At 36.1% G+C, this 23,380-nt stretch carries 14 protein-coding genes and 3 tRNA genes; 15 read left to right on the top strand and 2 right to left on the bottom strand.

The window, feature by feature from the left end; translation table 11 throughout:
* Positions 1-110 precede the first annotated feature (110 nt).
* The 15 genes from ACRD62_RS06435 (at position 111) to ACRD62_RS06505 (ending at position 20,726) form a co-directional block, all read left to right on the top strand.
* A complete protein-coding gene (locus ACRD62_RS06435; protein WP_430819311.1) occupies positions 111-2,576 on the top strand; it encodes a hypothetical protein in 2,466 nt (821 codons plus the stop codon).
* A 50-nt stretch (positions 2,577-2,626) separates the two neighbouring features.
* A complete protein-coding gene (locus ACRD62_RS06440; RefSeq protein ID WP_430819312.1) occupies positions 2,627-2,902 on the top strand; it encodes an ATP-dependent Clp protease adaptor ClpS in 276 nt (91 codons plus the stop codon).
* A gap of 6 nt (positions 2,903-2,908) precedes the next feature.
* Positions 2,909-3,385 (top strand): NfeD family protein, encoded by a 477-nt coding sequence (locus ACRD62_RS06445; protein ID WP_430819313.1) that lies wholly within the window; start codon positions 2,909-2,911, stop codon positions 3,383-3,385.
* Positions 3,382-4,371 carry a flotillin-like protein FloA gene (gene floA, locus ACRD62_RS06450; protein ID WP_430819314.1) on the top strand — a complete coding sequence of 330 codons (990 nt, stop codon included), beginning with the start codon at positions 3,382-3,384 and terminating at the stop codon, positions 4,369-4,371. The genes ACRD62_RS06445 and floA overlap by 4 nt, the downstream gene beginning before the upstream one ends.
* 210 nt (positions 4,372-4,581) lie before the next feature.
* Positions 4,582-4,668 (top strand) — tRNA-Ser (locus tag ACRD62_RS06455).
* 14 nt (positions 4,669-4,682) lie between these two features.
* Positions 4,683-4,757 (top strand) — tRNA-Pro (locus tag ACRD62_RS06460).
* 54 nt (positions 4,758-4,811) lie between these two features.
* Positions 4,812-4,886: transfer RNA gene (locus ACRD62_RS06465), tRNA-Pro, on the top strand.
* Between the two features lie 123 nt (positions 4,887-5,009).
* Positions 5,010-6,596, top strand: coding sequence for a PAS domain-containing sensor histidine kinase (locus ACRD62_RS06470; RefSeq protein ID WP_430819315.1), 1,587 nt, complete (start codon positions 5,010-5,012; stop codon positions 6,594-6,596).
* Positions 6,593-7,243: a response regulator gene (locus ACRD62_RS06475; RefSeq protein ID WP_430819316.1), complete on the top strand. Its 651-nt coding sequence runs from the start codon at positions 6,593-6,595 to the stop codon at positions 7,241-7,243. Before ACRD62_RS06470 ends, ACRD62_RS06475 begins: the two co-directional genes overlap by 4 nt.
* Before the next feature lie 131 nt (positions 7,244-7,374).
* Positions 7,375-7,782 carry a response regulator gene (locus ACRD62_RS06480; protein WP_430819317.1) on the top strand — a complete coding sequence of 136 codons (408 nt, stop codon included), beginning with the start codon at positions 7,375-7,377 and terminating at the stop codon, positions 7,780-7,782.
* Positions 7,775-9,013 (top strand): methyl-accepting chemotaxis protein, encoded by a 1,239-nt coding sequence (locus ACRD62_RS06485; protein ID WP_430819318.1) that lies wholly within the window; start codon positions 7,775-7,777, stop codon positions 9,011-9,013. Before ACRD62_RS06480 ends, ACRD62_RS06485 begins: the two co-directional genes overlap by 8 nt.
* Before the next feature lie 368 nt (positions 9,014-9,381).
* Positions 9,382-11,673 (top strand): GH92 family glycosyl hydrolase, encoded by a 2,292-nt coding sequence (locus ACRD62_RS06490; protein WP_430819319.1) that lies wholly within the window; start codon positions 9,382-9,384, stop codon positions 11,671-11,673.
* A 611-nt stretch (positions 11,674-12,284) separates the two neighbouring features.
* A complete protein-coding gene (locus ACRD62_RS06495) occupies positions 12,285-15,497 on the top strand; it encodes a SusC/RagA family TonB-linked outer membrane protein (protein WP_430819320.1) in 3,213 nt (1,070 codons plus the stop codon).
* A 22-nt stretch (positions 15,498-15,519) separates the two neighbouring features.
* A complete protein-coding gene (locus ACRD62_RS06500; RefSeq protein WP_430819321.1) occupies positions 15,520-17,160 on the top strand; it encodes a RagB/SusD family nutrient uptake outer membrane protein in 1,641 nt (546 codons plus the stop codon).
* 356 nt (positions 17,161-17,516) lie between these two features.
* Positions 17,517-20,726: an alpha-mannosidase gene (locus ACRD62_RS06505; protein ID WP_430819322.1), complete on the top strand. Its 3,210-nt coding sequence runs from the start codon at positions 17,517-17,519 to the stop codon at positions 20,724-20,726.
* 420 nt (positions 20,727-21,146) lie between these two features.
* Here ACRD62_RS06505 and ACRD62_RS06510 read toward each other — a convergent pair whose 3' ends face one another.
* Positions 21,147-22,073 carry an endonuclease/exonuclease/phosphatase family protein gene (locus ACRD62_RS06510; protein ID WP_430819323.1) on the bottom strand — a complete coding sequence of 309 codons (927 nt, stop codon included), beginning with the start codon at positions 22,071-22,073 and terminating at the stop codon, positions 21,147-21,149.
* A gap of 112 nt (positions 22,074-22,185) precedes the next feature.
* Positions 22,186-23,301: a basic secretory protein-like protein gene (locus ACRD62_RS06515; protein WP_430819324.1), complete on the bottom strand. Its 1,116-nt coding sequence runs from the start codon at positions 23,299-23,301 to the stop codon at positions 22,186-22,188.
* Positions 23,302-23,380: the final 79 nt, after the last annotated feature.

The following is a 23,380-nucleotide window of genomic DNA, read 5'->3' on the forward strand; positions in this document are numbered from 1 at the left end:
CATTTAATATTATTGATTAACCTTAGTTATTCTGATAAGCAGGCTGCAAAATCGATAGGTTTGTTTAATTTTGAAGCTGCCAACACAAGAAAAATATGATTTTAACACGTATGAAAATTCAATACATTGTTTTGATAATGATTGCATTTGTTTCACTAAAGATAAATGCACAGGAATCTTATTCTTCAAAACAAGCTTATGATATTTTTAAGGACGGAGATTATAAAGAGGCTCAAAAAGCATATGCTTATTTATTGACTAAGTACGATCGGGAGCCTAAATACAATTATTACTATGGAATATGTCTGTTGCAGAATAATGAGAATATCTCAGAAGCTGTAAAGCGATTGAAATTTGCAGCATTAAAAGGGATTAGTAGAGATGCCTATTATTATTTGGGAAGAGCTTATCAGTTGAATTATAATTTTGAAGAAGCTATTTCGCAATTTAATCGCTTTTTAAAATATGCTGCAGCTTCAGATATCCGTAATGAGAAAGCTGAGATGTATGTGCGGCAATGTAAGGTGAGTGTGGATTTAGCGGCCAAAGTATATCATCTTGATGTATTATCAAGAGATACAGTGCAGAAGAAAACCTTCATTAATTACTATCATCCGGTGAAAGATGTGGGACGGATTATGCGGAATAGTGATTTCTTTGAATCCGGTGTTGACCCTGAGGGAGTGCTTTATCTGACGGAGCGGGGAGATCAGGTTTATTTTGCCTTGCTAAACGAAGCTGGCAACAGGGATCTTTATAAAATGGAAAAGCTTCTGGATGGATGGAGTGATAGTAAACTTTTGAATGAATTGAATTCAGAAGCTGATGATATGTATCCGTATTTACTTATTGATGGACAAACCCTGTTTTTCTCTTCAAATCGAGAAGGAGGAATGGGAGGATTTGATATCTATAAATCAACATATGATTCCGGAACAAAAACGTTTTCTACTCCTGTTAATGTGGGCATACCATTTAACTCACCTAAAGATGATTTCTTATTTGTAACGGATGAATTTAATGATAAGGGATGGTTTGCTTCTAATCGTGAAACAAGCGATAGTACCTTGATTGTATACACCATAAAATGGAATAGTAAGGTGGTTAAAAATCTGGTTACAGATATGAATGTGGTCAAGGAGGTAGCTGCTTTACCTCTTTCTGATCAGAGTTTCAATACCACCGGTAAAACGGATAAGAATGGATCTGTTGATCAACAAAAGAAAAGCTTTGAATTTCGTTTTATGATTGCTGACACATTGGTTTACACTAAAAAAGAGCATTTTAATAGTCAGGAGGCATTGGAATATTTTCGTCAGAGTCAGCAGTTGATTCATCAGAAAGATAGTTTGTCAAACTTAATGAAAGGTCAGCGTATTAGGTATGCAAGAACTAATTCTGATACCGAACGTGATATGTTGGTGAAAGATATTCTTTTGCTTGAAAAACAGGTTTATGGTTTAGATGGCAATATTGAACAAACGCAAAATAATGCAAGATATACCGAACTGACCAGAATTAAAGAATTGATTCGACAAGGAAGGTATATTGCACCTGATCAGGTAAAAACTGAAAAGAAGTCGGAAACAAAGTTGAAGGAGATTCTTATACCTTCGGAATATACCTATTATACCAACGAAGAATTTCAACGGAAATTGAATGAGTTAGATGAGATGTATCAACAGGTTTTTGATCCATCAGAGGTAGCTCAGTTGAAAAAAGCAGACTCTTTATTCGTTTGGGGAAATATTCTTAGTCTGGAGTCATCTAAACTGCTGGAGGAGGCTGATAATCAGCAGTCGGTAAAGGTTCCGGTTGTATCTAATCCATTTAAAAAGCAGGATGAAGAAGAGGAAGAGAATGTTGTTTCGCCAGCTCAGGAAATGATCAATAAATCAAAGGAATTGAAGGAGATTTCTCTGGAATTGTACCATCAGTCACTCGATCAGAAATATAAGATTTATGGTCAAAAGTTAAGTGATGTGGTAAAGTCAAATTCAACCGCAGATTTTTCTTATATAGAACAACCGCAGATCGATGCTTCAACCTACTTTAAAAATGCTAAAGAGATGTTAAACCCTGTATTGGGGTATGACGTGGAAACCTACGAAAAAGCAGGTGCGATGAAGCGATCAGGAGTACAGGAGCAAGAGAAAGCATTGTTTACTTATCTTGAGAAGAAGGAAGGTGGTGAAGTTGCTGAAGAGTTGGTGGAAAAAGAAGAGGTTGTGGGAAATGTACAAAAGACATATCAGGAGTTACAAGGGATGGATGAGGAGGTTAAGAAACCTCAGGAAATTGTTCAGGCAGCTTTTAAGAAAGAATATGAATATCGCATTCAGATTGGCGTATTTCGAAACGAACCAAATGCTGAGGCATTAAGCCAATTACCGGAGATTACAAAAACTGAAATTCCATCAAAAGATCTTACAAAATATTTTACAGGCAGATATCCAAGTTATATAAAAGCTTCAGAAGAATTAGATAAAGTGCGGGCAGCCGGATTTAGTGGGGCATTTGTTGTTGTGTTTAAGGATGGCAAACAAATTAATCTTACAGATGAATTAAAAAAATAGAAATTGGTTTTTTACAAAAAAACTGTTTATTTTAAAGAAACATTTGGCCTATGGTTGCATTTAGTAAAAGAAGCAAGCTTCCTGAGAAGGATGGAAGTAATAGTGAAAAGCGAATTCTTACACTTCATAATGATGATGTTAATACATTTGATCATGTTATCGATGTGTTATGTGAGGTTTGTGAGCACGATGCTATTCAGGCAGAACAATGTGCCCTCATTACTCACTACAAAGGATCGTGCGATGTTATGGTTGGGGCAGTTGACAAACTTTTAACGATACAAGAGCAAATGGTTCAGGAAAAACTTTTAGTTACCATTGATTAAATCACTATGTCATTAACTGTTATTATCTTAATAATCCTTTTAGGATTATTTCTTTTAGTTCTAGAGTTTTTTGTTTTTCCCGGAGTAACGGTTGCTGGAATAGGAGGGTTCTTATTTGCAGCAGGTGGTATTTATTTGGTATATGACAAATATGGAACATCATCGGGTAATATTGCCCTGGTTGGTACCTTGATTGTGGGTATAGTTATTTTGGTAATGGCTTTTCGGTCAAATACATGGAATCGTCTCATGCTTCAGTCAAATATTGATGGTAAAGTAGAAACAGTGAAGCAGGATGTTATAAAAGAGGGTGACGAGGGTGTTACAGTAACCCGTTTAAATCCAATTGGAAAAGTAAGTGTTAATTCCGAACTGGTTGAAGGTCGTTGCCCTGGTCATTTTGTTGATGAAAACACGTCAGTTATAGTTCAAAAAGTATATAAAACATACGTAATTGTAAAACCTAAAAAATTAAACTTATGATGGAAGGTTTCGCTCCAATATTATTGATAGCGGCGGTCGTAGTCGTTGTCTTTTTATTTCTTTATTATGTTCCTATTTTACTTTGGTTTTCAGCTTTAGTTTCAGGAGTTCGTATCTCGCTTATTCAGCTTGTTTTGATGCGAATTCGTAAGGTGCCTCCAGGGGTTATTGTTCGAGCTCTGATTGAGGCTTCAAAAGCAGGATTAAAAGAAATAAAACGTGATGAACTGGAAGCTCACTTTCTGGCTGGTGGTCATATCGAGAACGTTGTTCATGCCTTGGTTTCGGCCAATAAAGCCAATATAGACCTGAACTTTCAAATGGCTACGGCTATTGACCTGGCAGGTCGTGATGTATTTGAAGCGGTTCAAATGTCAGTAAATCCAAAGGTAATTGATACACCTCCAGTAGCTGCTGTTGCAAAAGATGGTATTCAGTTGATTGCTAAAGCCAGGGTTACGGTTCGTGCCAGTATCAAACAATTAGTTGGTGGTGCTGGTGAAGAAACAGTGCTTGCTCGTGTTGGTGAAGGTATTGTATCCTCTATTGGTTCTTCTATTTCTCATAAAGCTGTGTTGGAGAATCCTGATTCTATTTCTAAAGTGGTTTTGGAAAAAGGATTGGATGCCGGTACTGCATTTGAGATTCTTTCTATTGATATAGCAGATATTGATATAGGTAAAAACATTGGTGCTGGTTTACAAATAGATCAGGCAGAAGCTGATAAAAATATTGCGCAGGCAAAAGCAGAGGAGCGTAGAGCTATGGCTGTTGCTCTTGAGCAGGAAATGAAAGCTAAAGCACAAGAAGCCAGAGCTAAGGTGATTGAGGCTGAAGCTGACGTTCCGAAGGCCTTAGCTGAAGCTTTCAGAAGTGGAAATTTGGGCGTGATGGATTATTTGAAATATAAGAATATTGAGGCTGATACGGCCATGCGCGATTCAATTGCGAAGCCCGGACAGAAACCTCCTAAAAAAGATAATTAATTTTTTGAAGCTCCTTCGGGAGCTTTTTTTTTGACTTTTAATTAGTTAATTCCGGACAATAATATTGAAGAATAAAAAGTGCGGAAATTTTTGAAAAAGTTTTTGGAGATATGATTCTATTTACTACTTTTGCAAACGCAATTGCAAATGGGGCGTACGATAGAGGAGTTTTGATGTAATTGCTACTCTCAAAAGGTGAGAGGTAAAAATGGAGAGTTGGGTGAGTGGCTGAAACCACCAGTTTGCTAAACTGACGTACGGGAAACTGTACCGGGGGTTCGAATCCCCCACTCTCCGCTCAATATTGTTTTCGGGGTGTAGCGCAGTCCGGTTAGCGCACCTGGTTTGGGACCAGGGGGTCCCAGGTTCGAATCCTGGTACCCCGACTACTTTAAGAACTTTGTAATGATAAAGTTCTTTGTTTTTTTAGAATGTTGTTTCGGGGTGTAGCGCAGTCCGGTTAGCGCACCTGGTTTGGGACCAGGGGGTCCCAGGTTCGAATCCTGGTACCCCGACAAGTAAAGTATAAGCTCATATGTCAAATGACGTATGAGCTTTTTTATTTTTATTGATTCTTGTTGGTAGTCAAAAATCGTTACATTTATAAATGATACAATCTTCTTTTATAAATAGCTAATATGCATCTTCAGAATCAAATAGATAGGATTCGTGAACAGATTATAAATATCACCTTATCATCGACAGCGATATTTATGATAATAGCTTTTGTTCCCGGACTGTTACGTCTACTGGATACAGGTTGGCAACCTGTTTATCTTGTTCATATTATTGATGCGGCTGTTATTATTCTCTTATATTTATTCAGAGGTTTTATTCCATTGAAGTATAAAACACATGCACTTTTCCTAATTTATTTGTCCATTGCCATTATGGGAATGATTAACTTCAAATTAGTTAATGCAGGTTATTATATATTGGTTGTAGTGTCGTTGGCTACATTGCTTTATGGTAAAAGAATAAGTTTTATTTATTCGGTTATATTCATAGTTTTATACGCTTTAATATTTATTGGTCACCACCATGATTTTATTAATATAAATATCAATCTTGATGAATATCAGAATTATACATCAACATGGTTAGCTGTTGGATCTTCATATATTTTTGTTCTGGTAGTCGTTATAATATCAACGCATGTATTTTATAGTTTGTTTGTAAAATCTATCCGTGAGTTAAATAAAAAATCTGATGAGCTGTCTCAATCGTTGGAGGCTTTACAATTATCAGAAAAGAAATACAAGGATATCTTTGAAAACAGTAAAGATGGTTTTCTATTCTTTGATGATAGACTGTCCATTACAGCTTGTAATCAAAGCTTTTTAAAGTTAGTTGGGTATGAGTTGGATGAATTATTAGCGAAAAATTATACTTACTTACTTGACAATAAAAATTATAACTGGGAAGGATTTATAGAAGGTACTTCTAAAAATGATATCAAGGAAATTGCTCTTGTTCATAAGAATAAGACCTTAATACCTGTGATAGCCAGTGCATATCGAAGCAATGTGCCTGATGGTGGTTTTTGGGTGATTATCAGGGATATCAGAGAGCGGAAGAAATTGGAGCGTGAGATCTTTCAAACTATGATTCAGTCTGAGGAGAAAGAACGAGAACGATATGCAAAGGAGCTCCATGATGGACTGGGGCCATTAATATCAACAAGTTTGATATATGTGAATGCCATCCAGGAGGAAGGTGATATGACTAAAATTAAGGAATACAGTGAAAGAACCTACTCTATCTTGGAAGATGCAACTAATACAATAAAAGAAATATCAAATAATCTGAGTTCACTGATTTTAACCGAATATGGTACTGTAAGTGCCATACGTTCGTTTATTGAAAAATTGCAGCAGGTTTCAGATATTAAATTTGTTCTCAAATCAAACCTTAAAGGTACGTTTGAAGAACTCATTCAATTTACAATTTATCGCATATTAGTAGAATTAATCCATAATTCAGTTAAATACTCACAGGCAAAATGTATTTCAATTCTTTTCGATTATGAAGATGGATATTTAAAGGTCAGGTTTTCTGATGACGGAGATGGTTTTGATTATGCTCAGGCGCTAATCAATAAAAAGGGCTTTGGATTATTAAATTTACAAAACAGGATTAAACAACTGGGTGGGAGTTCCAGTTATTATACTGCACCTGGTGAAGGGGTTAAAGTTGAATTGTCGATCAAAACGAATTATCAATGATTAATATAGTCATCATAGAAGATTTGCCAATTGTAATGGAAGGTCTCAAGCTGCAACTAAACAGGGTTGAGAATTTTAATGTAATTGGGGAGTTTAGTAATGGTAAAGAGTTTATCGATCAAATGGATTCCATTGAGCCTGATATTATACTTACCGATATTGATATGCCTGTGATGAATGGTATCGAAATGACACTGATGGCATTGTCAAATAATCCGGAATTGAAGATTATTGCATTGACCATGTTTTCTGATCGTAAATTCTATTATAAAATGGTTACAGCGGGTGCCAGAGGATTTGTGTTGAAGCAATCATCAGCCGGCGTTTTAAAAACTGCCATAGAAGAAGTATATAAAGGGGGTAGTTATTTTTCGCAAGAGATACTGCGAACAGTGATTGTTGAAATGCAGGGTATTGAAGAAGAGATAATAAAAGAAAAGAAAGAACTACTTAAACTTACCGACAGGGAAACGCAAATAATTCAATTGATTTGTCAGGGATTGAGTAATAAAGAAATTGCTGACCGTTTATTTGTAAGTCTGCGAACTGTTGAAACAACCAAATCGCGTTTGATGCAGAAAACAAAACAACGAAATAATGCAGGCCTGATCATTTGGGCTATCAAAAACAAGATTGTATCCATCTGACATTATACTACCTCGTTATAAAATGTGGTTTACCACATTTAAATTGAAGTGTTTTACACATTCATTTTTGAAGTAAACACAACCAACCTCCTTTTTCCATCGCCGTAAATATCAGTGTTACAAATGAACAGATGGAGAACGAAAAGATTCGAATTGTTATTGCCGAAGATAATGCTCAGTTTTTAGAAGCATTGTTGTTGATGCTTGGTAAGAATAATCAATACCAGGTTATTGATACCTGCTATAATGGAATCGAATTAGTGCAGGCTTGTAGAGCCAAAAAACCGGATTTGATTATTACTGATCTTAATATGCCCGATATGAATGGCGTTGATGCAATTAAGCAAGTAAGAATAATCTATCCCAAAATTCCGGTTATTGCTCTAACAATGCATTTCGAAAGTGTCGTGATCCAACCCATTATTGACATGGGGTTTAATGGGTATATCTATAAACCTCATGTATCAAAAAGACTGTTTACTGTGATAGAGCGTGTTTTGTCTAAAAAGATTATAACTAATACAGGAGAATATGAATAATTTAGTTTTGGAATTATTAAAAACATCCGCTACAATTCCGGTAGCCATTTTGATCCTAAGATTGATTTTTAAGAAGTCGATCATGTTTCAATTCAGTATGATAACTGTGTCTTTTACATTATTTGTTGTGATGGCAAAGTCAGTTGAATTTTATTACGAGGGTGTATGGCAGTTTATTGTAACGCCATTAAATGTAATTATAGGAGCAGGTGTATTTATTTATATTAATAAAATCCTCAGGACTCCCTTAGAAAAATCAATTCAACAGGTAAACGAATTGTCAAATGGAAACCTTAATCTTGAAGTAGAGAAATCGCACTCATCAAACGAACTGGGTCTATTAAATAATTCACTTTATAATTTAATCGAGAAATTGAAAGGAATTATTGGCGATGTGATCGTTAATTCAGAGCAATTAGCTACAGCAAGTAATCAAATGAGTGGCTCATCAGAGCAATTGTCTCAAGGAGCAACAGAACAGGCTAGCTCTCTTGAAGAAGTATCTTCAACCATGGAGGAAATAATCTCCAATATTGCTCAGAATACAGAGAATGCCAAGCAAACTGCTCAAACATCGGTAGATGCATATAATAGTATGAAACTAGTTTCTGAAAAATCACAAAAAGCTGTTGATGCCAACAAGATTATTTCAGAAAAAATTACGATTATCAACGATATTTCCTTTCAAACAAACATTCTCGCCTTAAATGCTGCAGTGGAAGCTGCCAGAGCCGGTGAAAATGGTAAAGGTTTTGCTGTCGTTGCTTCAGAAGTAAGAAAGCTGGCGGAAAATAGTAAAAAAGCGGCAGAAGAAATTGTTGGATTGGCTCAGGTTAGTTTACAACTCTCTGAAGATACGGGTAAAGTAATGATGGATACTATTTCAAAAATTGAAAATACATCGCTTTTAATTCAGGAGATTTCTGCAGCCAGTATGGAGCAGAATAATGGAGCTCAACAGGTTAATAATGCGATACAGCAATTAAACAGCGTTACTCAGCAAAACGCATCTTCAAGTGAGGAGCTGGCATCAAGTGCAGAAGAACTTGCCGGACAAGCGGGTCAGTTAAGAGATATCGTATCCTTTTTTAGCACTGAATCAGGTGATCACAAATTAACAAGTATTATACGGATGAAACCTAAAACAAAAGTGTTTACAGGCAAAGAACCAAAGGTTAACTCTGAAATTGCAATTGCTGAAGAAGAATTGTTTTCCTATGAAAAGTTTTAACGCAGATAGATCTATATATTCTCAATTAGACAGACAGTAATTAAATGGTCACCCCTTGACAGTGTTTAATTACGGCCATCCAACGGGATGGCTTTTTTTTATAAGCGTATTTGTAAATGATGCAATAGGACTAGTAAAGATCATAGATTATTCAAGGATGATACTTTTTTGTCATATTTAGCAACCTCTATGTTCTAATTGTAGATTATTGTTGTATTGAAAGAATTCAAAGGGTCTGGTTTTCCTAATTATTTTGGAACTTAATGAGTCCCGTTTAAATGTATTTGGATATCTTTCTTATACCTAAATGTAGGTTATTACATTTTTGTTATTCAATAATTTATTAATAACTATTACAATTCGTTTTGATGAAAAAAGAATTTATAATTTTTCTGTTATTGCTGTGTTCAATTAAACTGTGGGCTGTTGAAGATCCGGTTGAATATGTGAATCCATTAATGGGTACGCAGTCTAATGTATGGCTTTCAAATGGTAATTTATACCCTGCTATTGCCCGTCCATGGGGAATGAACTTCTGGACCCCTCAAATGGGAAAAATGGGAGATGGATGGACTTATACTTATGGAGGTGTTTATCCCGGAGGAAGATTTGAGCAAAAAATAAGAGGTTTTAAACAAACCCATCAACCCAGTCCATGGATTAATGATTATGGACAATTCTCTATAATGCCTGTAGTAGGCGAAAAAGTATTTATTGAAAAAGACCGTGCCAGCTGGTTTTCGCATAAAGCAGAAAAGGTAAAAGCTTATCAATACAGTGTTTATCTTGCCGATTACGATGTTTCTGTGGACCTAGCTCCAACTGACAGAGCATGTATATTTGAAATGACATATCCTGAAACAGATGAGGCATATGTGGTGATTGATGCTTTTGACAGAGGTTCATTTGTGAAGGTAGAGCCAGAGAAAAACAGAATTATTGGTTATTCAACCCGCAATAGTGGTGGTGTTCCAGAGAATTTTAAAAATTATTTCGTTATTCAGTTTGATCAGAAGTTTACTTCAGCTGATTTATTCTCTGATGATAAGTTGTTGGAGGGTGTTGAAGAGCAGCAAGGTGATCATGTGGGTGCAGTGATTGGTTTTAAAACCAAACGTGGAGAAAAAATTGTAGCCAGGGTTGCTTCTTCCTTTATTAGTTATAAGCAGGCTTTGATTAATCTTAAAGAAGTTGGTGATAGAGATCTTACTGCTATTGCACAAGAGGGGAAAGAGCTTTGGAATAAATCTCTTAACAGGATTGAAGTGGAAGGTGGAAGTATTGATCAATACAGAACATTCTATACTTGCTTATACCGCTCATTGCTATTCCCTCGTAAGTTTTATGAGTTAGATGAAAAAGGTAATGTAGTTCATTATAGCCCTTACAATGGCAAGGTCTTGCCGGGGTATATGTATACTGATTCAGGATTTTGGGATACCTTCCGTTGTTTATTTCCTTTTTTGAATTTAATGTATCCATCGGTAAATATGGAGATTCAGGAAGGATTAATCAATACGTATAAAGAAAGTGGATTCTTCCCAGAATGGGCCAGTCCGGGTCACAGAGGTTGTATGGTTGGTAATAACTCAGCTTCCATACTGGCTGATGCATTTTTGCAAGGTTTAAAAGTGGAAGATACAGAGGCTTTATGGGATGGATTAGTAAATGGTGCAAATAATGTACATCCTCATGTTTCTTCAACAGGTAGATTGGGCCATGAGTATTATAACAAACTGGGTTATGTTCCTTGTGATGTTGATATCCGTGAGAGTGCTGCACGAACATTGGAATATGCTTACGATGACTGGTGTATTTACCAGGTTGGAAAAGCCTTGGGTAAACCAAAGAAAGAAATTGAGGTGTATGCTGAAAGATCTTTAAATTATAAGAACCTGTTTCGTAAGGATTTTAATTTAATGTGTGGTCGTAAAGAAAACGGAGAGATGAGCGATCCATTCAATCCTTTCAAATGGGGAGGCGATTTTACAGAGGGTAACTCATTGCACTACACCTGGTCTGTGTTTCACGATCCTCAGGGATTAATTAACCTGATGGGAGGCGACCAAACCTTCAATCAAATGCTGGATACTGTTTTTGCTTTGCCTCCGATTTTTGATGATAGTTACTATGGCGGAACCATTCATGAAATAAGGGAAATGCAGATTATGAATATGGGTAATTATGCGCATGGAAATCAGCCTATTCAGCACATGATTTATATGTATAACTACTCAGGTCAGCCTTGGAAGACACAGATGCATGTAAGAGATGCAATGGATAAGCTGTATAAACCAACACCAGACGGATATTGTGGCGATGAGGATAATGGTCAGACTTCGGCTTGGTATGTTTTCTCTGCTATGGGTTTCTATCCTGTTTGTCCGGGTAGCGATCAATATGCTTTGGGTACTCCATTATTTAAAAAGGCTACTTTGCATCTTGAGAATGGAAATGATGTTGTTATCAATGCCCCGGATAATAATGAGGAAACTGCATATATCAGGGATCTTAAGATTGATGGGAAAGAGTATACAAAGAACTATTTTTCAATTAGTGCAATTAAAGAAGGTGTTGTAATTGATATTGAAATGAGTGATGTTCCAAATAAAAGCAGAGGAGTAAAAGATAAAGACAGACCTTATTCCTTCTCAAAATAATATTATTATCATAAAAGAAAAGGTGTCGCAGTTTGTGACACCTTTTTTGTTTGAACTCTAATTGAACAAATAATCTTCTTTATTTACTATCTGATAAATTGAAGTTTCTATGATAATTCGTTGATATTAAAATTTCTATGATTTAAGCTTTTGTTGATATAGGGGTGAAAAGAGTTTTAAATAGGCAGTATAGTATTCATTCTTGTCAATTATAGCAACCCTGTAATGTATGTGAGTTTATAATATTGTATTACATATATACTGTTAAACGAATAGTGTTTGATGGATTGTATTACACCAAACTGATTATAACAGCAAGAATGATGTGTTCAGATTACAAGCAGAATAATATATACCATTATTTATGGATTTTCTATTTCAATCATGAAACCATATGATATGAATTGAAAAGGTTTAGGCTGGTAATATTTGCAATGCAGTCACTTTAAAAGTATTTGATAAGGATCAATTCAATAAATCTATTTCTAACTAAATCAATAATCTATGGAAGTAAACTCGTGTTAAAGAATCCAATCCGTTTAAATTAAAAAAGGGGCAGAAAGCGGCAACTTTCAAACCCCCATTGTTTTACAATTAATCGTTACAAAATTATGAAATTTAATCCAAAAACAGGATTGTGGAAGGAATATGCCTTTAAAACCACAGTCCTTTTAATGGTTATCCTTTTATTTAGTGGATACTCATTTGCTTCTGAAAAAGGAGATTCAGAATCCTCAGAAGATTTAACCAGCATGCAACAAGCTCAAAAACAGGTAAAAGGTAAGATTGTTGATGCAAGCGGGAAAGCTATTCCCGGCGTTTCGGTTGTAATAAAAGGAACAACCGATGGAACAATAACCGATGTTACCGGAAATTTCTCCATCAGTGTAGCTCAAGGCCAAACATTACTATTCTCTTTTATTGGAATGCAATCAGTAGAAGTTGTTGTTGATTCTAAGGACTTCTATGATATAACAATGGAAGAAGATGTTGTTGGAATCAATGAAGTTGTTGTGGTCGGATATGGTACGATGCGAAAATCAGATGTGACCGGATCTATTTCTACGACAAAAGGAGCTGATATTTTAAAAACCCAATCGTTTAATGCATTAGATGGGTTAAAAGGTAAAGCTGCAGGTGTAAACATTTTCTCAAATACAGGTCAGCCAGGTGGTGAAAATCGTGTAATCATTCGTGGTATTGCAACCATTAATGCTTCGGCAAATCCTTTGTATGTGGTGGATGGAGTTGTGATGCAGAATTTCCAATACCTCAACCCTAATGATATTGAATCAATTGAAATTTTGAAAGATGCTTCATCGGCTGCAATCTACGGTGCACGAGGTGCCAACGGTGTAATTTTAGTTACAACCAAACGCGGAAAAACAGATGCAGGAGGTTCTTCTATTTCTTATAACGGTTCATTATCAGTTGGAACAATGGCTCGCTATATGGATGTGATGGATTCCAATGAGTGGATGGCTACATTTAAACAAGGTCTGGAAAATGCAAACGCATGGCAAGGTCGTAATTTCACCACAGATTTATCTGAGTTATTTACAGATCCTCGCTTATTCAATTCTGATGGCTCACCAATTTACAATACCAACTGGCAGAAAGAAGCTTCAAGAACCGCTATTTCTCACAATCATCAATTAAACATTCAGCGTGGTGGCGAAAATTCATCAGTAGGAGCATTCTTAAACTATACTGATCAACAAGGTATTCTGCTTAACTCATACTTTAAAAGGTTGAATGCCAAGATGACTTATGATGATAAACCAACTAAATGGTTATCTACTGGTGTTAACTTATTGGTAAATCATACCTGGGGAAACAGAACATCTGATAACCCTTACGGGCAAGGTGCTCTTCGTACAATGATTGAACAATTGCCATTTTTACCAGTAATGTTGGATGGCGTTTATACACAGACTAATATTATTCAAACAACAGCCATTCTTAGAGATAAGGATGATCCTAACAGCGGTACACAAAACTTTAGTCCAGAAGGTGTTGGTAACCCGGTTGAGTTACTTAAAAGATTAGAGGCTAATCAGTGGAGAACTCAAATTTTTGGTAACGCAGCTTTAACCTTTCATCTGGCAAAAGATTTGGATATTAAAACGCAATTTGGTGTTGATTATAACAATAATCGCAGTGCTAGTTATACTCCTGTTACTCCTCGTCCAATGATTAATCAGAGCTCAGAGGGAAGAGTTGGAGCAGGTAACTCAAATATTTTTTACTGGCAGGAAGAAACGTACCTGAACTATAATAAATTATTTGGTGCAAGCTCACTAAATTTAATGGCTGGTATGTCATGGCAGGCATATAATTATACTTATTTCGGAGCTTCTGAAACTGGATATGACGATGATTACTTTGGTTATTATAACCTGGGTAATGGAACCAATCGTCCTTCGGTAGGTAATGACTGGGACAGATGGGCAATGAATTCTTATTTCCTTCGTGCAGCTTATTCTTATGATAATAAGTATATGGCCACGATTACTGGACGTTATGATGGTTCTTCAAAATTCGGACAGAATAATAAATATGCATTCTTCCCATCTTTAGGTTTGGGTTGGTTAGTTTCAAACGAAGGATTTTTGAAAGATAATTCAACAATCAGTAAGTTGAAATTACATTCTTCAATTGGTGTAACTGGTAACTCTGAAATTGGTACATTCCGCTCTCTTGCTGGTGTTGGACAATCGCAAACAATTGTTGGTGATCAGTTACGAATTGTTTCTTATTTGAGTAATATGCCTAATGCAAACCTTAAATGGGAAAAAACCACTCAATGGGATATGGGTGTTGATCTGGGAGTGCTTAATAATAGACTTAATTTAGAACTTTCGTATTATTATAAGTATACTACTGACCTTTTACTTAACCGTCCTTTGCCACTTTCAACAGGGTTCTCTTCTGTAATGGATAACATTGGTTCGGTATCGAACCGAGGATTGGATATTTTAGTTACTGCACATCCTGTGCGCAATGCCAATTTCCAGTGGACTTCAACTGTTAATTTGGGTTATAATAAAAACCGTGTTGAAAAGTTGGATGAAGGAGCTTCTATTGATCCAATTTCAGGAAAAAGACAAATTACAACAGATGGTTTTGTTGGTTATGACATCTTAATCCGCGAAGGTGAAGAACTTTCTTCTTTCTTTGGATATAAACGTGCCGGTATTTATGATGGTAACCCAGGCAATTGGGATGCAGAAACAATGAATATACCTAATACTGTTGGTGAGAAAGTAACCTATAAAGAACGTCAGATTATCGGTCATGGATTACCTCGCTGGATGGGTTCATTTATTAATACCTTTAATTATAAAGGTTTTGACCTGACTGTAGATTTGCAATTTACCTGGGGAGTACAGGTTATGCAGGAATTTTTCCACTCAACAGAGGGACGTTTCTTAACCAGTGGACTTGACCGACTTCATCAGGAAGCATGGCATCCAACTTTAAATCCTAACGGTGAAGCACAGGCAATTCGCTTGTCTAACTTTGGAATGGGTAACAATGCAAATGCCGATGATACCTGGGTTGCAGATGGTTCATACCTTCGAGGTAACCTAATTCAATTAGGTTATAACTTCACACCAGCATCAGCTAAGAAAATTGGTCTTTCTGCATTACGTGTTTATGCGAATGTGAACAACGCCTTTCTGGTTACATCATCAGACTATTTAGGTTTTGATCCGGATAACTCATCACGTTTGGGTGATAACAAATGGGGTGCAAACCGTCAGTTCTTTACTTATCCAAGACCAAGAACTTTCACATTTGGTGTTAACGTAACGTTTTAATTCATTGTAAATTATTATTCGTATGAAATTAAATATAAAATATATAGGTCTCTTTTGCTTGTTAACAGGCTCATTATTGATGAGTTCATGTGACGATTTTTTGGAAGAGAAACCATTGGACTTAAAAGTGTCCAGTCAGTTTTGGAAAACCGAAGCCGATGCACAATCGGCTGTTAACGGACTTTATTTTGGAGGTGTACCATATCTTCACAACATCGATGTTGATGGAGGCTGGACTCCCAAAGCAACTATGTGGGGTGGTGTAATGTCTGGATTATATGTTGATAAGCGTAAAGACAGAACGTTTACCAATGCTTCTGAGAATGCAACATTTAATATTGAATCATTCAATTCTACTGCTCGTAAGTTGTGGAGTGAATATTATATTGGCATTTCCAGAGCTAATTTTGTAATTGCCAATGTGCCGGCAATGTCAGGTGTGTTAGATGAGGCAACTATAACTAATTATGTTGCTCAGGGAAAATTCTTTAGGGCATTGGCTTATTTCTCTTTAGTAAAAGATTTTGGTGATGTTCCTTATATTTCAGAACCATATACTTCAACTGATGGTATATATATTGAGCGTACGTCGGCTGCACAAATTTACGCGAATATCGAGCAAGATTTACTTGATATTGTAGAGGGCAGTGCTTTGCCTGATAAAGCCTTTTACGATAATGGTTGCTATGTAACCAAACCTATGGCACAAGCCTTATTGGCTCAGGTATATCTGCAATGGGCAGGTGCGCCTGTAAATGGAGGTAATGCTATTTATGCGAAAGCTGCTGATATGGCTAAAAAAGTTATTTCTGGCGGAAAACATGCTTTAATCCACCCAGATGGAACTACCAATGATCTTAACTCAGCATTTAACATTATCAAAACAACGAAGTCGTCGAATGAGATAATTTATGCAAAGGAGTACAATCAAACCAGCTATAATATTGGTAACTCTTATGCTGTTAGATCTATTGGAACAGATGCTTTTCAATGGACAGATGCGAATGGTAATACTATTTTCCGTCCAGGTGGTGATGTTTTATACAATGCTTATTTACCTTGCGATATGTTGCTTAATAGTTATGCTGCAAGTGATATTCGTGGCATGGAGAAACAATTTTTCTTCCGTGAATATACTGATGCTACAGGTGTTTCACATACATTAAACAATGTTGGTAACTGGGCGTGGTTTGATGAACAAAGCTTAACAAGCGGTTCCAATGGTGATTATAATATGCCGATGATTCGTTATGCTGAGGTATTGCTTATTGCAGCAGAAGGTCTTGCACGTCAGGGTGCCGGATCAGAAGTTGAAGCAAGAGGCTATTTGAACCAGGTTCGTAATCGTGCTGGTTTAGGCGATGAAACAGCTACTGGAGATGCATTGATTAAATCGATATTAACCGAACGTTTGCATGAGTTCCCATTAGAATTTAAAATCTGGGATGATATTCGTAGAACACGCCTTTATCCACAGGCTGATGGTCTTCAATCTGGTACTTTAGAGTGGGTATCATTATCTACTGCAACAATTCAGAATAAGCCTGATGGTGATAACACAAAAGTTGGTGTTATTCCTGATTATGCTTTACTATGGCCTATCCCATTGAGCGAGATGCAAGCTAACCCTGCATTGAAAGATCAAAATACCGGATGGAACTAAACTATAGTTATTGAATGAATTAATATAAAAGAAGCTGTCTTTGAATGGACAGCTTCTTCTAAAAGAGCTAAAGAGTTGTCGAATCTGAATCATTAATATTTTATTGAGCTGTTCGATATTTTAACTCTAATTACTTTAAACAGATACATTAACTTAAAGTAAGTGTTTCTTATCCTTTAGTTGTATCTGATATAGATAAATCAACATGATGTGGTACAAATTCGGTTAAGCCGATATTTGTACAATGAAAGAGTAAGCCATATTCCCCCTTGATGGCTTACTCTTATTTTTCAAAACAGGAATAGAGAAAACTGTGTACTGTTATTAATGCCTGAATAGGAACTAAATTGGTTTAAATGAATTTAAAATTTAAGTGGTTTATTATTGCTGTTTTTTGTCCGTTGATGCTGCTGGCTCAACCAAAGGAAAGGATTAAAGACTACGACATTTCAAAGGAAAAGGTACTGTATACCATCGGTTATAGCCATTTGGATACAGAATGGAACTGGGATTACCCTACAACAATCAATACCTGTATTAGAAATACAATGACGGAGAACTTTTATCTTTTTGAAAAGTATCCTGATTATGTGTTCAATTTTACCGGATCACGTCGTTACAGAATGATGAAGGAGTATTATCCTGAATTATATGAAAGAGTCAAATACTATATTTCTAAAGGTAGATGGTATGTGTCTGGTTCATCAGTGGATGAAGGTGAGGTGAATGTATCTTCCTCGGAATCATTGATAAGGCAGGTTCTGTATGGTAATCAGTATTTTAAAGATGAGTTTGGTGTAGTAAGTGCTGATTATATGTTACCAGACTGCTTTGGCTTTTTAGCTAATCTACCCTCAATCTGGAATCATTGCGGTCTATTGGGTTTTTCAACTCAAAAACTGACCTGGCATTCAGCAGTTGGCGTTCCTTTTAATGTTGGTGTTTGGAACGGGCCTGATGATAAAGGAATTATTGCAGCTTTAAATGCAACAAGTTATACTGCTGATATTAAACCTCAGTTTAACAATCAGGAGTACTGGGTTAACAGGTTAAATAAGGTAGAGAATGATTATGGAATATTATTCGATTACCGTTACTATGGTGTAGGAGATGAAGGTGGTGCTCCCCGCGAAAACGATGTTAGAAACCTGGAAGATGTGCTGGCTGATAACACCAGTGATATAAAGGTTATTGCTACTTCATCAGATCAGATGTACAAAGATGTAACCCCTGAATTAAGAGCTAAGTTGCCTGTGTATAAAGGTGATTTAATGTTGATTGAGCATAGTGCAGGTTCACTTACTTCGCAAGCATATATGAAGAAGATGAACCGTAAAAATGAATTGCTTGCCAAAGGGGCAGAACAAGTTGCCAGTTATGCAGATATGCTTGGTGCAATTGATTATCCTTATGAAAAGATAAACAATTCATGGGATTTGGTTCTAGGTAGTCAGTTTCATGATATTCTGCCAGGTACATCAATTCCAAAAGCATACGAGTATGCCTGGAATGATGAATTTATCGCTGCAAATGGATTTACTAATGTTCTAAAAAGTTCTGTTGGAGCTGTTAGTGAATTGTTGGATACCAGAGGTAAAGGTCGTTCGGTTGTGGTTTACAATCCGGTTTCTCACCAACGTCAGGGTGTTGTTTCAGTAAAACTACAGTATAGTAAAATGCCGGCAGATATAATTGTTTTCTCACCGGATGGAACTCAGGTTCCTTCTCAAATTGTAAAGGCTGGAGACAAAGAGGCAGAATTACTTTTTGTTGCTAATGTTCCTTCAATGGGAATGGCTGTGTATGATATCAGGGAGTCTGATAAACAACAATCTGTTTCTTCATCATTGAGTATTTCTGATACTTCGCTTGAAAATGAATTTTATAAAGTTACTCTGGCTGCCAATGGTGACATTCTAAGTGTTTTTGATAAGAAGGTTGGAAAGGAATTACTTAAAGAACCTGCCCGTCTTGAATTTTTGTATGAAGAGCCGGACCAATGGCCAGCATGGAATATGGACTGGAACGATAGAAAGAATCCTCCTATTGGTTTTATGGCTGAGGCTCCGGAAATCAAAATTGTTGAAAATGGACCTGTGCGTGTGTCAATTGAGGTGAGTCGCGAAGGTAGAAATTCAACCATTAAACAATATATCCGCCTGTCTGCCGGAGAAGCCGGAAAAGTTGTTGAAGTTTTTAACAGAGTTAACTGGCATTCAAGTGGCGTTAGTTTAAAAGCCGCATTCCCATTAACTGTTTCTAATGAAAATGCAACGTATAACATTGGTGTAGGAACAATTAAAAGAGGAAATAATACCAGTAATAAATTTGAGGTTCCTTCAAAGCAATGGTTTGACCTTACTAATGAAAAAGGTGACTATGGAGTTACTATTCTGGAAGATTGTAAATACGGTTCAGATAAACCCTCTGATAATACATTGCGATTAACTCTTTTATTTACTCCAAAGACACACTCGTGGTATCCACTGCAGAACTCTCAGGACTGGGGTATGCACGAATTTAAGTATGGAATTTATGGTCACGAAGGTAGCTGGGAAAAAGCGGGTTCTGACTGGCAGGGTAAATACTTTAACGAGCCTTTATTAGCTTTTGAGGTGGATGCCCACAAAGGGACTGTTGGTAAAGATTTTTCTTTAATCTCTGCCAATAAAGACGAAATAGGAGTGATGGCTCTTAAGAAACAAGAAGGAGGAGATTATTATATTGTTCGGGTAAATGAGCTTTGCGGAAGTGATTTGAAAAAGGGACAATTGACTTTCCCATGGAAACTTGTTGATGCTTTTGAAGTCGATGGTCAAGAAAATAAGATAGGAGAAGCAGATTTTTCTTCCAATCAGCTGACTTTTGATTTGTCTCATAATACCATTCGAAGTTTTGCCGTAAAACTTGCAACACCACAGCAACTGTCGCATATTGATCAGGTTTCTGTTTCAATACCTTACAATACTGATGTAATGAGTTTTGATACCAACAGACATGATGGAAATCTTGCGTGGAGAAGAAGTTATCCTGCTGAATTGGTTCCTGATAAAATTGTGAGTGAAGGAATTGAATTTCAAATGGGAAGTAAGTCTGATCTTGAGATGAATGCAATGACTTGTAACAACCAAGAGATTCTCTTACCCAAAGGTAAGTATAATAAAATCTATGTGCTTGCTTGTGCAGTTAATGATCAAACTGGCAGTTTTAAAGTGGATGGAACCGCTCATACACTTGATATTCAGGGATGGACCGGATATGTTGGTCAGTATTATAACCGTGTTTTTGCAAAAGATAATGTGACTGTAACTAATCTTGAAGATGCTTATTATAAAGATAGTAACATAGCATGGTTTGCTTCTCACAGACATAAGGCTTATCCTTCAGAAAATGAGGCTTACCAGTATAGCTATATGTACAAATATGAACTGGATATACCAGTTGGAGCTAAAAAACTAGTGTTGCCGGATAATGATCGAATTAAGATTATGGCAATAACAGTAGCCAATCAGCAATCAGATGTCGAATGTTTACAGGCATTGACTGATGATTTCAAATATGAATGATTCCCTGTTAGATTAATACCAATTCGAGTAACAATTGGGAAGAGATATGAATCTCTTCCCAATTATTGTATATAGGGATCTCATTTTTTGTACGGCTGAATTGATGTATAGTGTATTCTTTAAAGAAGGATCATACAATTGACAAACAAATTGCATCAGATTCACTTTTGCATTGTGGCTAGAAAAAGACAATGTCTTAGCGTATATAATAAAACAAAATAAATAATTAGATAGTTTGTATACAGAACTAAAAATTACATAAAATAAAAATTATATATAATAGAATGGAATGATAATAGAGTCTTTATTATCTAAAACTGTAATAAATAAAATAAATAATATTAAATAATAGGCTGAAGGAAATAAAAAGGTAAAATCTCTCAGTTTTACTAGTATTAAAAAGTGTCCTTCAGCCTAAAGTTATTTTATAGTAATTACAGCCCGAACCGGAAAGTGATCGGAAGGAGTGCAGGCAATATATTCTTTCATTTTTATTTCCTGAGGTGAATTAGGTGTTGTTACCATTTTATAACCAGGAATTTCACTTCTATAAGTGTCAGTTAAAATACCATACTGATTAACAGATATGTCAGAGCTTACAAAGATGTGGTCAATTCGACTGTCTGTTTTTAAGTTAGGGTTGAAATTGTTAAATGTACCATTAAGTGCTAATCTGGTTTTACTTATTTCGTAAGCATCATTTAGTATGGAAGAATTTGCTAAAATAGCATAGTTAGCACTTGATTGATCAACATTAAAATCACCGGTAAGAATAACAGACTCTTTGCCACACATTTCTTCAATTTTTTTAAGTACCAGCTTGGCGCTTTCCTTTCGGGCTTCCACTCCAATATGATCCATATGAAGATTGAAACACCAAAAATCTTGGTTGCTATCTGTAATGATGAATTGTGCCCATGTGCATATTCTGGGAAGTGCAGCGTCCCATCCTCTGTTAGGTTTATCTGTTACTTCTGACAACCAAAAATGTCCAGAATTTATAAGTGTTAGCTTGCTTCTCTTGTAAAAGATTGGGGCGTATTCTCCAGCTGTTTTACCGTCATCTCTACCTACACCAACAAATGAATACTCAGGCAGTCTGTCAAGCATATCGTTTAGTTGAGTATGCAGTACTTCCTGTGCGCCAAATACATCAAAATCATTGTAATGAATCATGTCACAAATAACAGGCGCTCTTTGGAACCATCCATTCCCATTTATTGAATCGGATTGGTTTTTGTAACGGATGTTAAATGTGGCCACTGTTAATGAACTCTCTTTGCTACATTGACATTGAATGAACAGAAGTACAATAACTATGGAGGTAAAGATTTTCAATGTTTTCATTTTGATGATTTAAGGGAACCGGACTACTTTAAAAGCAGTCCGGTAGGTCTAAAAAAATCCAGATTAGAATAATATAAAAAACAAAGGGTTAAGATTGGTAAATTTTAATTTCTTAGTTCTTATTTAAAAAGTTTTGATATTCATTCCATAAAACTTCAATGCCAGAGTCAGGTCCGAAAACTTGTTTCATAGCCATGTCAAAACTCCAAATAGGTAAGTCTCTCACAGTTAAATGAAACTTTTTAATTGCATCCGGATCCTTCGTGGTTAACCATTGAAGAAAAAAACCGGTGGTTTGATAACCGTCTAACCAATGTCCACCTGGTTTTCTAAGTTTATTAATATCAAAAAAGCCTGCTTCGGCACGGACAGCATCAGCAAGTCCTTCGATACAGGCCCAAAATGTTTTGTTGGTTGAGTAACTGCCTATTCCACTGGGTTCAAATTGATAAGCATGTGTTAGTTCATGAAAAAGAACCCCTCTGGTTTCATAGTTTAGTTTAAATAACGATTCATTAGCTGATTTCTCAATGTGTTGAGTGCTAAATACAATTGATACTACTGGTGGTTGACCACTTTTTGCTGATATTCCATTATAGTCACTTAATTGATAGGCTATTTTTTGGATATCGTTCATTGTATCTTTATCGGTATAAAAGAGTATTTCTGCTACTTTTTGAGCATGGTAACGAATGAAGTTATCGGGATTTTGAACCAATTCTTCGTATTGTTGACTACCCAGTGTGTTTTGAGCTTTGTTCTCAAATTGAATTGCAGGATAAGCGAAATCTTTCCATAACTCCACTGTGTTGCCCGAAAAAAGCTCTATATCACCAATCTTCAGCGTATCTCTGTTTTGAGTTTCTGCGATTATTAGGTATTGATCAAATCTTTTGGGATTTTGTATAGTATAGGATCTTTCCTGATATCGGGCGCAAAAATATTGGTGTGCTCTTTCATCTATTACTGTCCAATCGATGCCATTATTGCTGCCTTTAAGAGTCCATTTATATGGATCGTGCTTTGGGTCACTACCTGATGAATAGATATGGTAACTTAAAGGTTTTTTCTGCAAAGGAGATAGTATGATAAGTTCGTTGCTCCCTGTTTTACCAATAGCCGCTGTTTCCGGATTTTGGTCATAAAGAGCAGGTAAATTAATCATCTCTTCCTTGCACGCATAGGTTAATTGAGCTAGTATCAGGAAAAATAAGACTCTTAGTGCCATAGGTTTTAAATAGTTTCTTTCTTACAAATAGAATTCTTTTGCAAGTATAAAATGGATAGCAAAATATTGTTTTGCTGTG

The sequence above is a fragment of the Carboxylicivirga caseinilyticus genome (assembly GCF_050589785.1).
Classification (GTDB): domain Bacteria; phylum Bacteroidota; class Bacteroidia; order Bacteroidales; family Marinilabiliaceae; genus Carboxylicivirga; species Carboxylicivirga caseinilyticus.

What these genes read in the sequence shown, in the direction of transcription:
- ACRD62_RS06490 (WP_430819319.1), top strand. Translation starts at nt 9,382, where the DNA reads ATGAAAAAAGAATTTATAATTTTTCTGTTATTGCTGTGTTCAATTAAA.
- ACRD62_RS06480 (WP_430819317.1), top strand. Translation starts at nt 7,375, where the DNA reads ATGGAGAACGAAAAGATTCGAATTGTTATTGCCGAAGATAATGCTCAG.
- floA (WP_430819314.1), top strand. Translation starts at nt 3,382, where the DNA reads ATGATGGAAGGTTTCGCTCCAATATTATTGATAGCGGCGGTCGTAGTC.
- ACRD62_RS06440 (WP_430819312.1), top strand. Translation starts at nt 2,627, where the DNA reads ATGGTTGCATTTAGTAAAAGAAGCAAGCTTCCTGAGAAGGATGGAAGT.
- ACRD62_RS06500 (WP_430819321.1), top strand. Translation starts at nt 15,520, where the DNA reads ATGAAATTAAATATAAAATATATAGGTCTCTTTTGCTTGTTAACAGGC.
- ACRD62_RS06495 (WP_430819320.1), top strand. Translation starts at nt 12,285, where the DNA reads ATGAAATTTAATCCAAAAACAGGATTGTGGAAGGAATATGCCTTTAAA.
- ACRD62_RS06435 (WP_430819311.1), top strand. Translation starts at nt 111, where the DNA reads ATGAAAATTCAATACATTGTTTTGATAATGATTGCATTTGTTTCACTA.
- ACRD62_RS06510 (WP_430819323.1), bottom strand. Translation starts at nt 22,073, where the DNA reads ATGAAAACATTGAAAATCTTTACCTCCATAGTTATTGTACTTCTGTTC.
- ACRD62_RS06445 (WP_430819313.1), top strand. Translation starts at nt 2,909, where the DNA reads ATGTCATTAACTGTTATTATCTTAATAATCCTTTTAGGATTATTTCTT.
- ACRD62_RS06475 (WP_430819316.1), top strand. Translation starts at nt 6,593, where the DNA reads ATGATTAATATAGTCATCATAGAAGATTTGCCAATTGTAATGGAAGGT.
- ACRD62_RS06485 (WP_430819318.1), top strand. Translation starts at nt 7,775, where the DNA reads ATGAATAATTTAGTTTTGGAATTATTAAAAACATCCGCTACAATTCCG.
- ACRD62_RS06515 (WP_430819324.1), bottom strand. Translation starts at nt 23,301, where the DNA reads ATGGCACTAAGAGTCTTATTTTTCCTGATACTAGCTCAATTAACCTAT.
- ACRD62_RS06470 (WP_430819315.1), top strand. Translation starts at nt 5,010, where the DNA reads ATGCATCTTCAGAATCAAATAGATAGGATTCGTGAACAGATTATAAAT.
- ACRD62_RS06505 (WP_430819322.1), top strand. Translation starts at nt 17,517, where the DNA reads ATGAATTTAAAATTTAAGTGGTTTATTATTGCTGTTTTTTGTCCGTTG.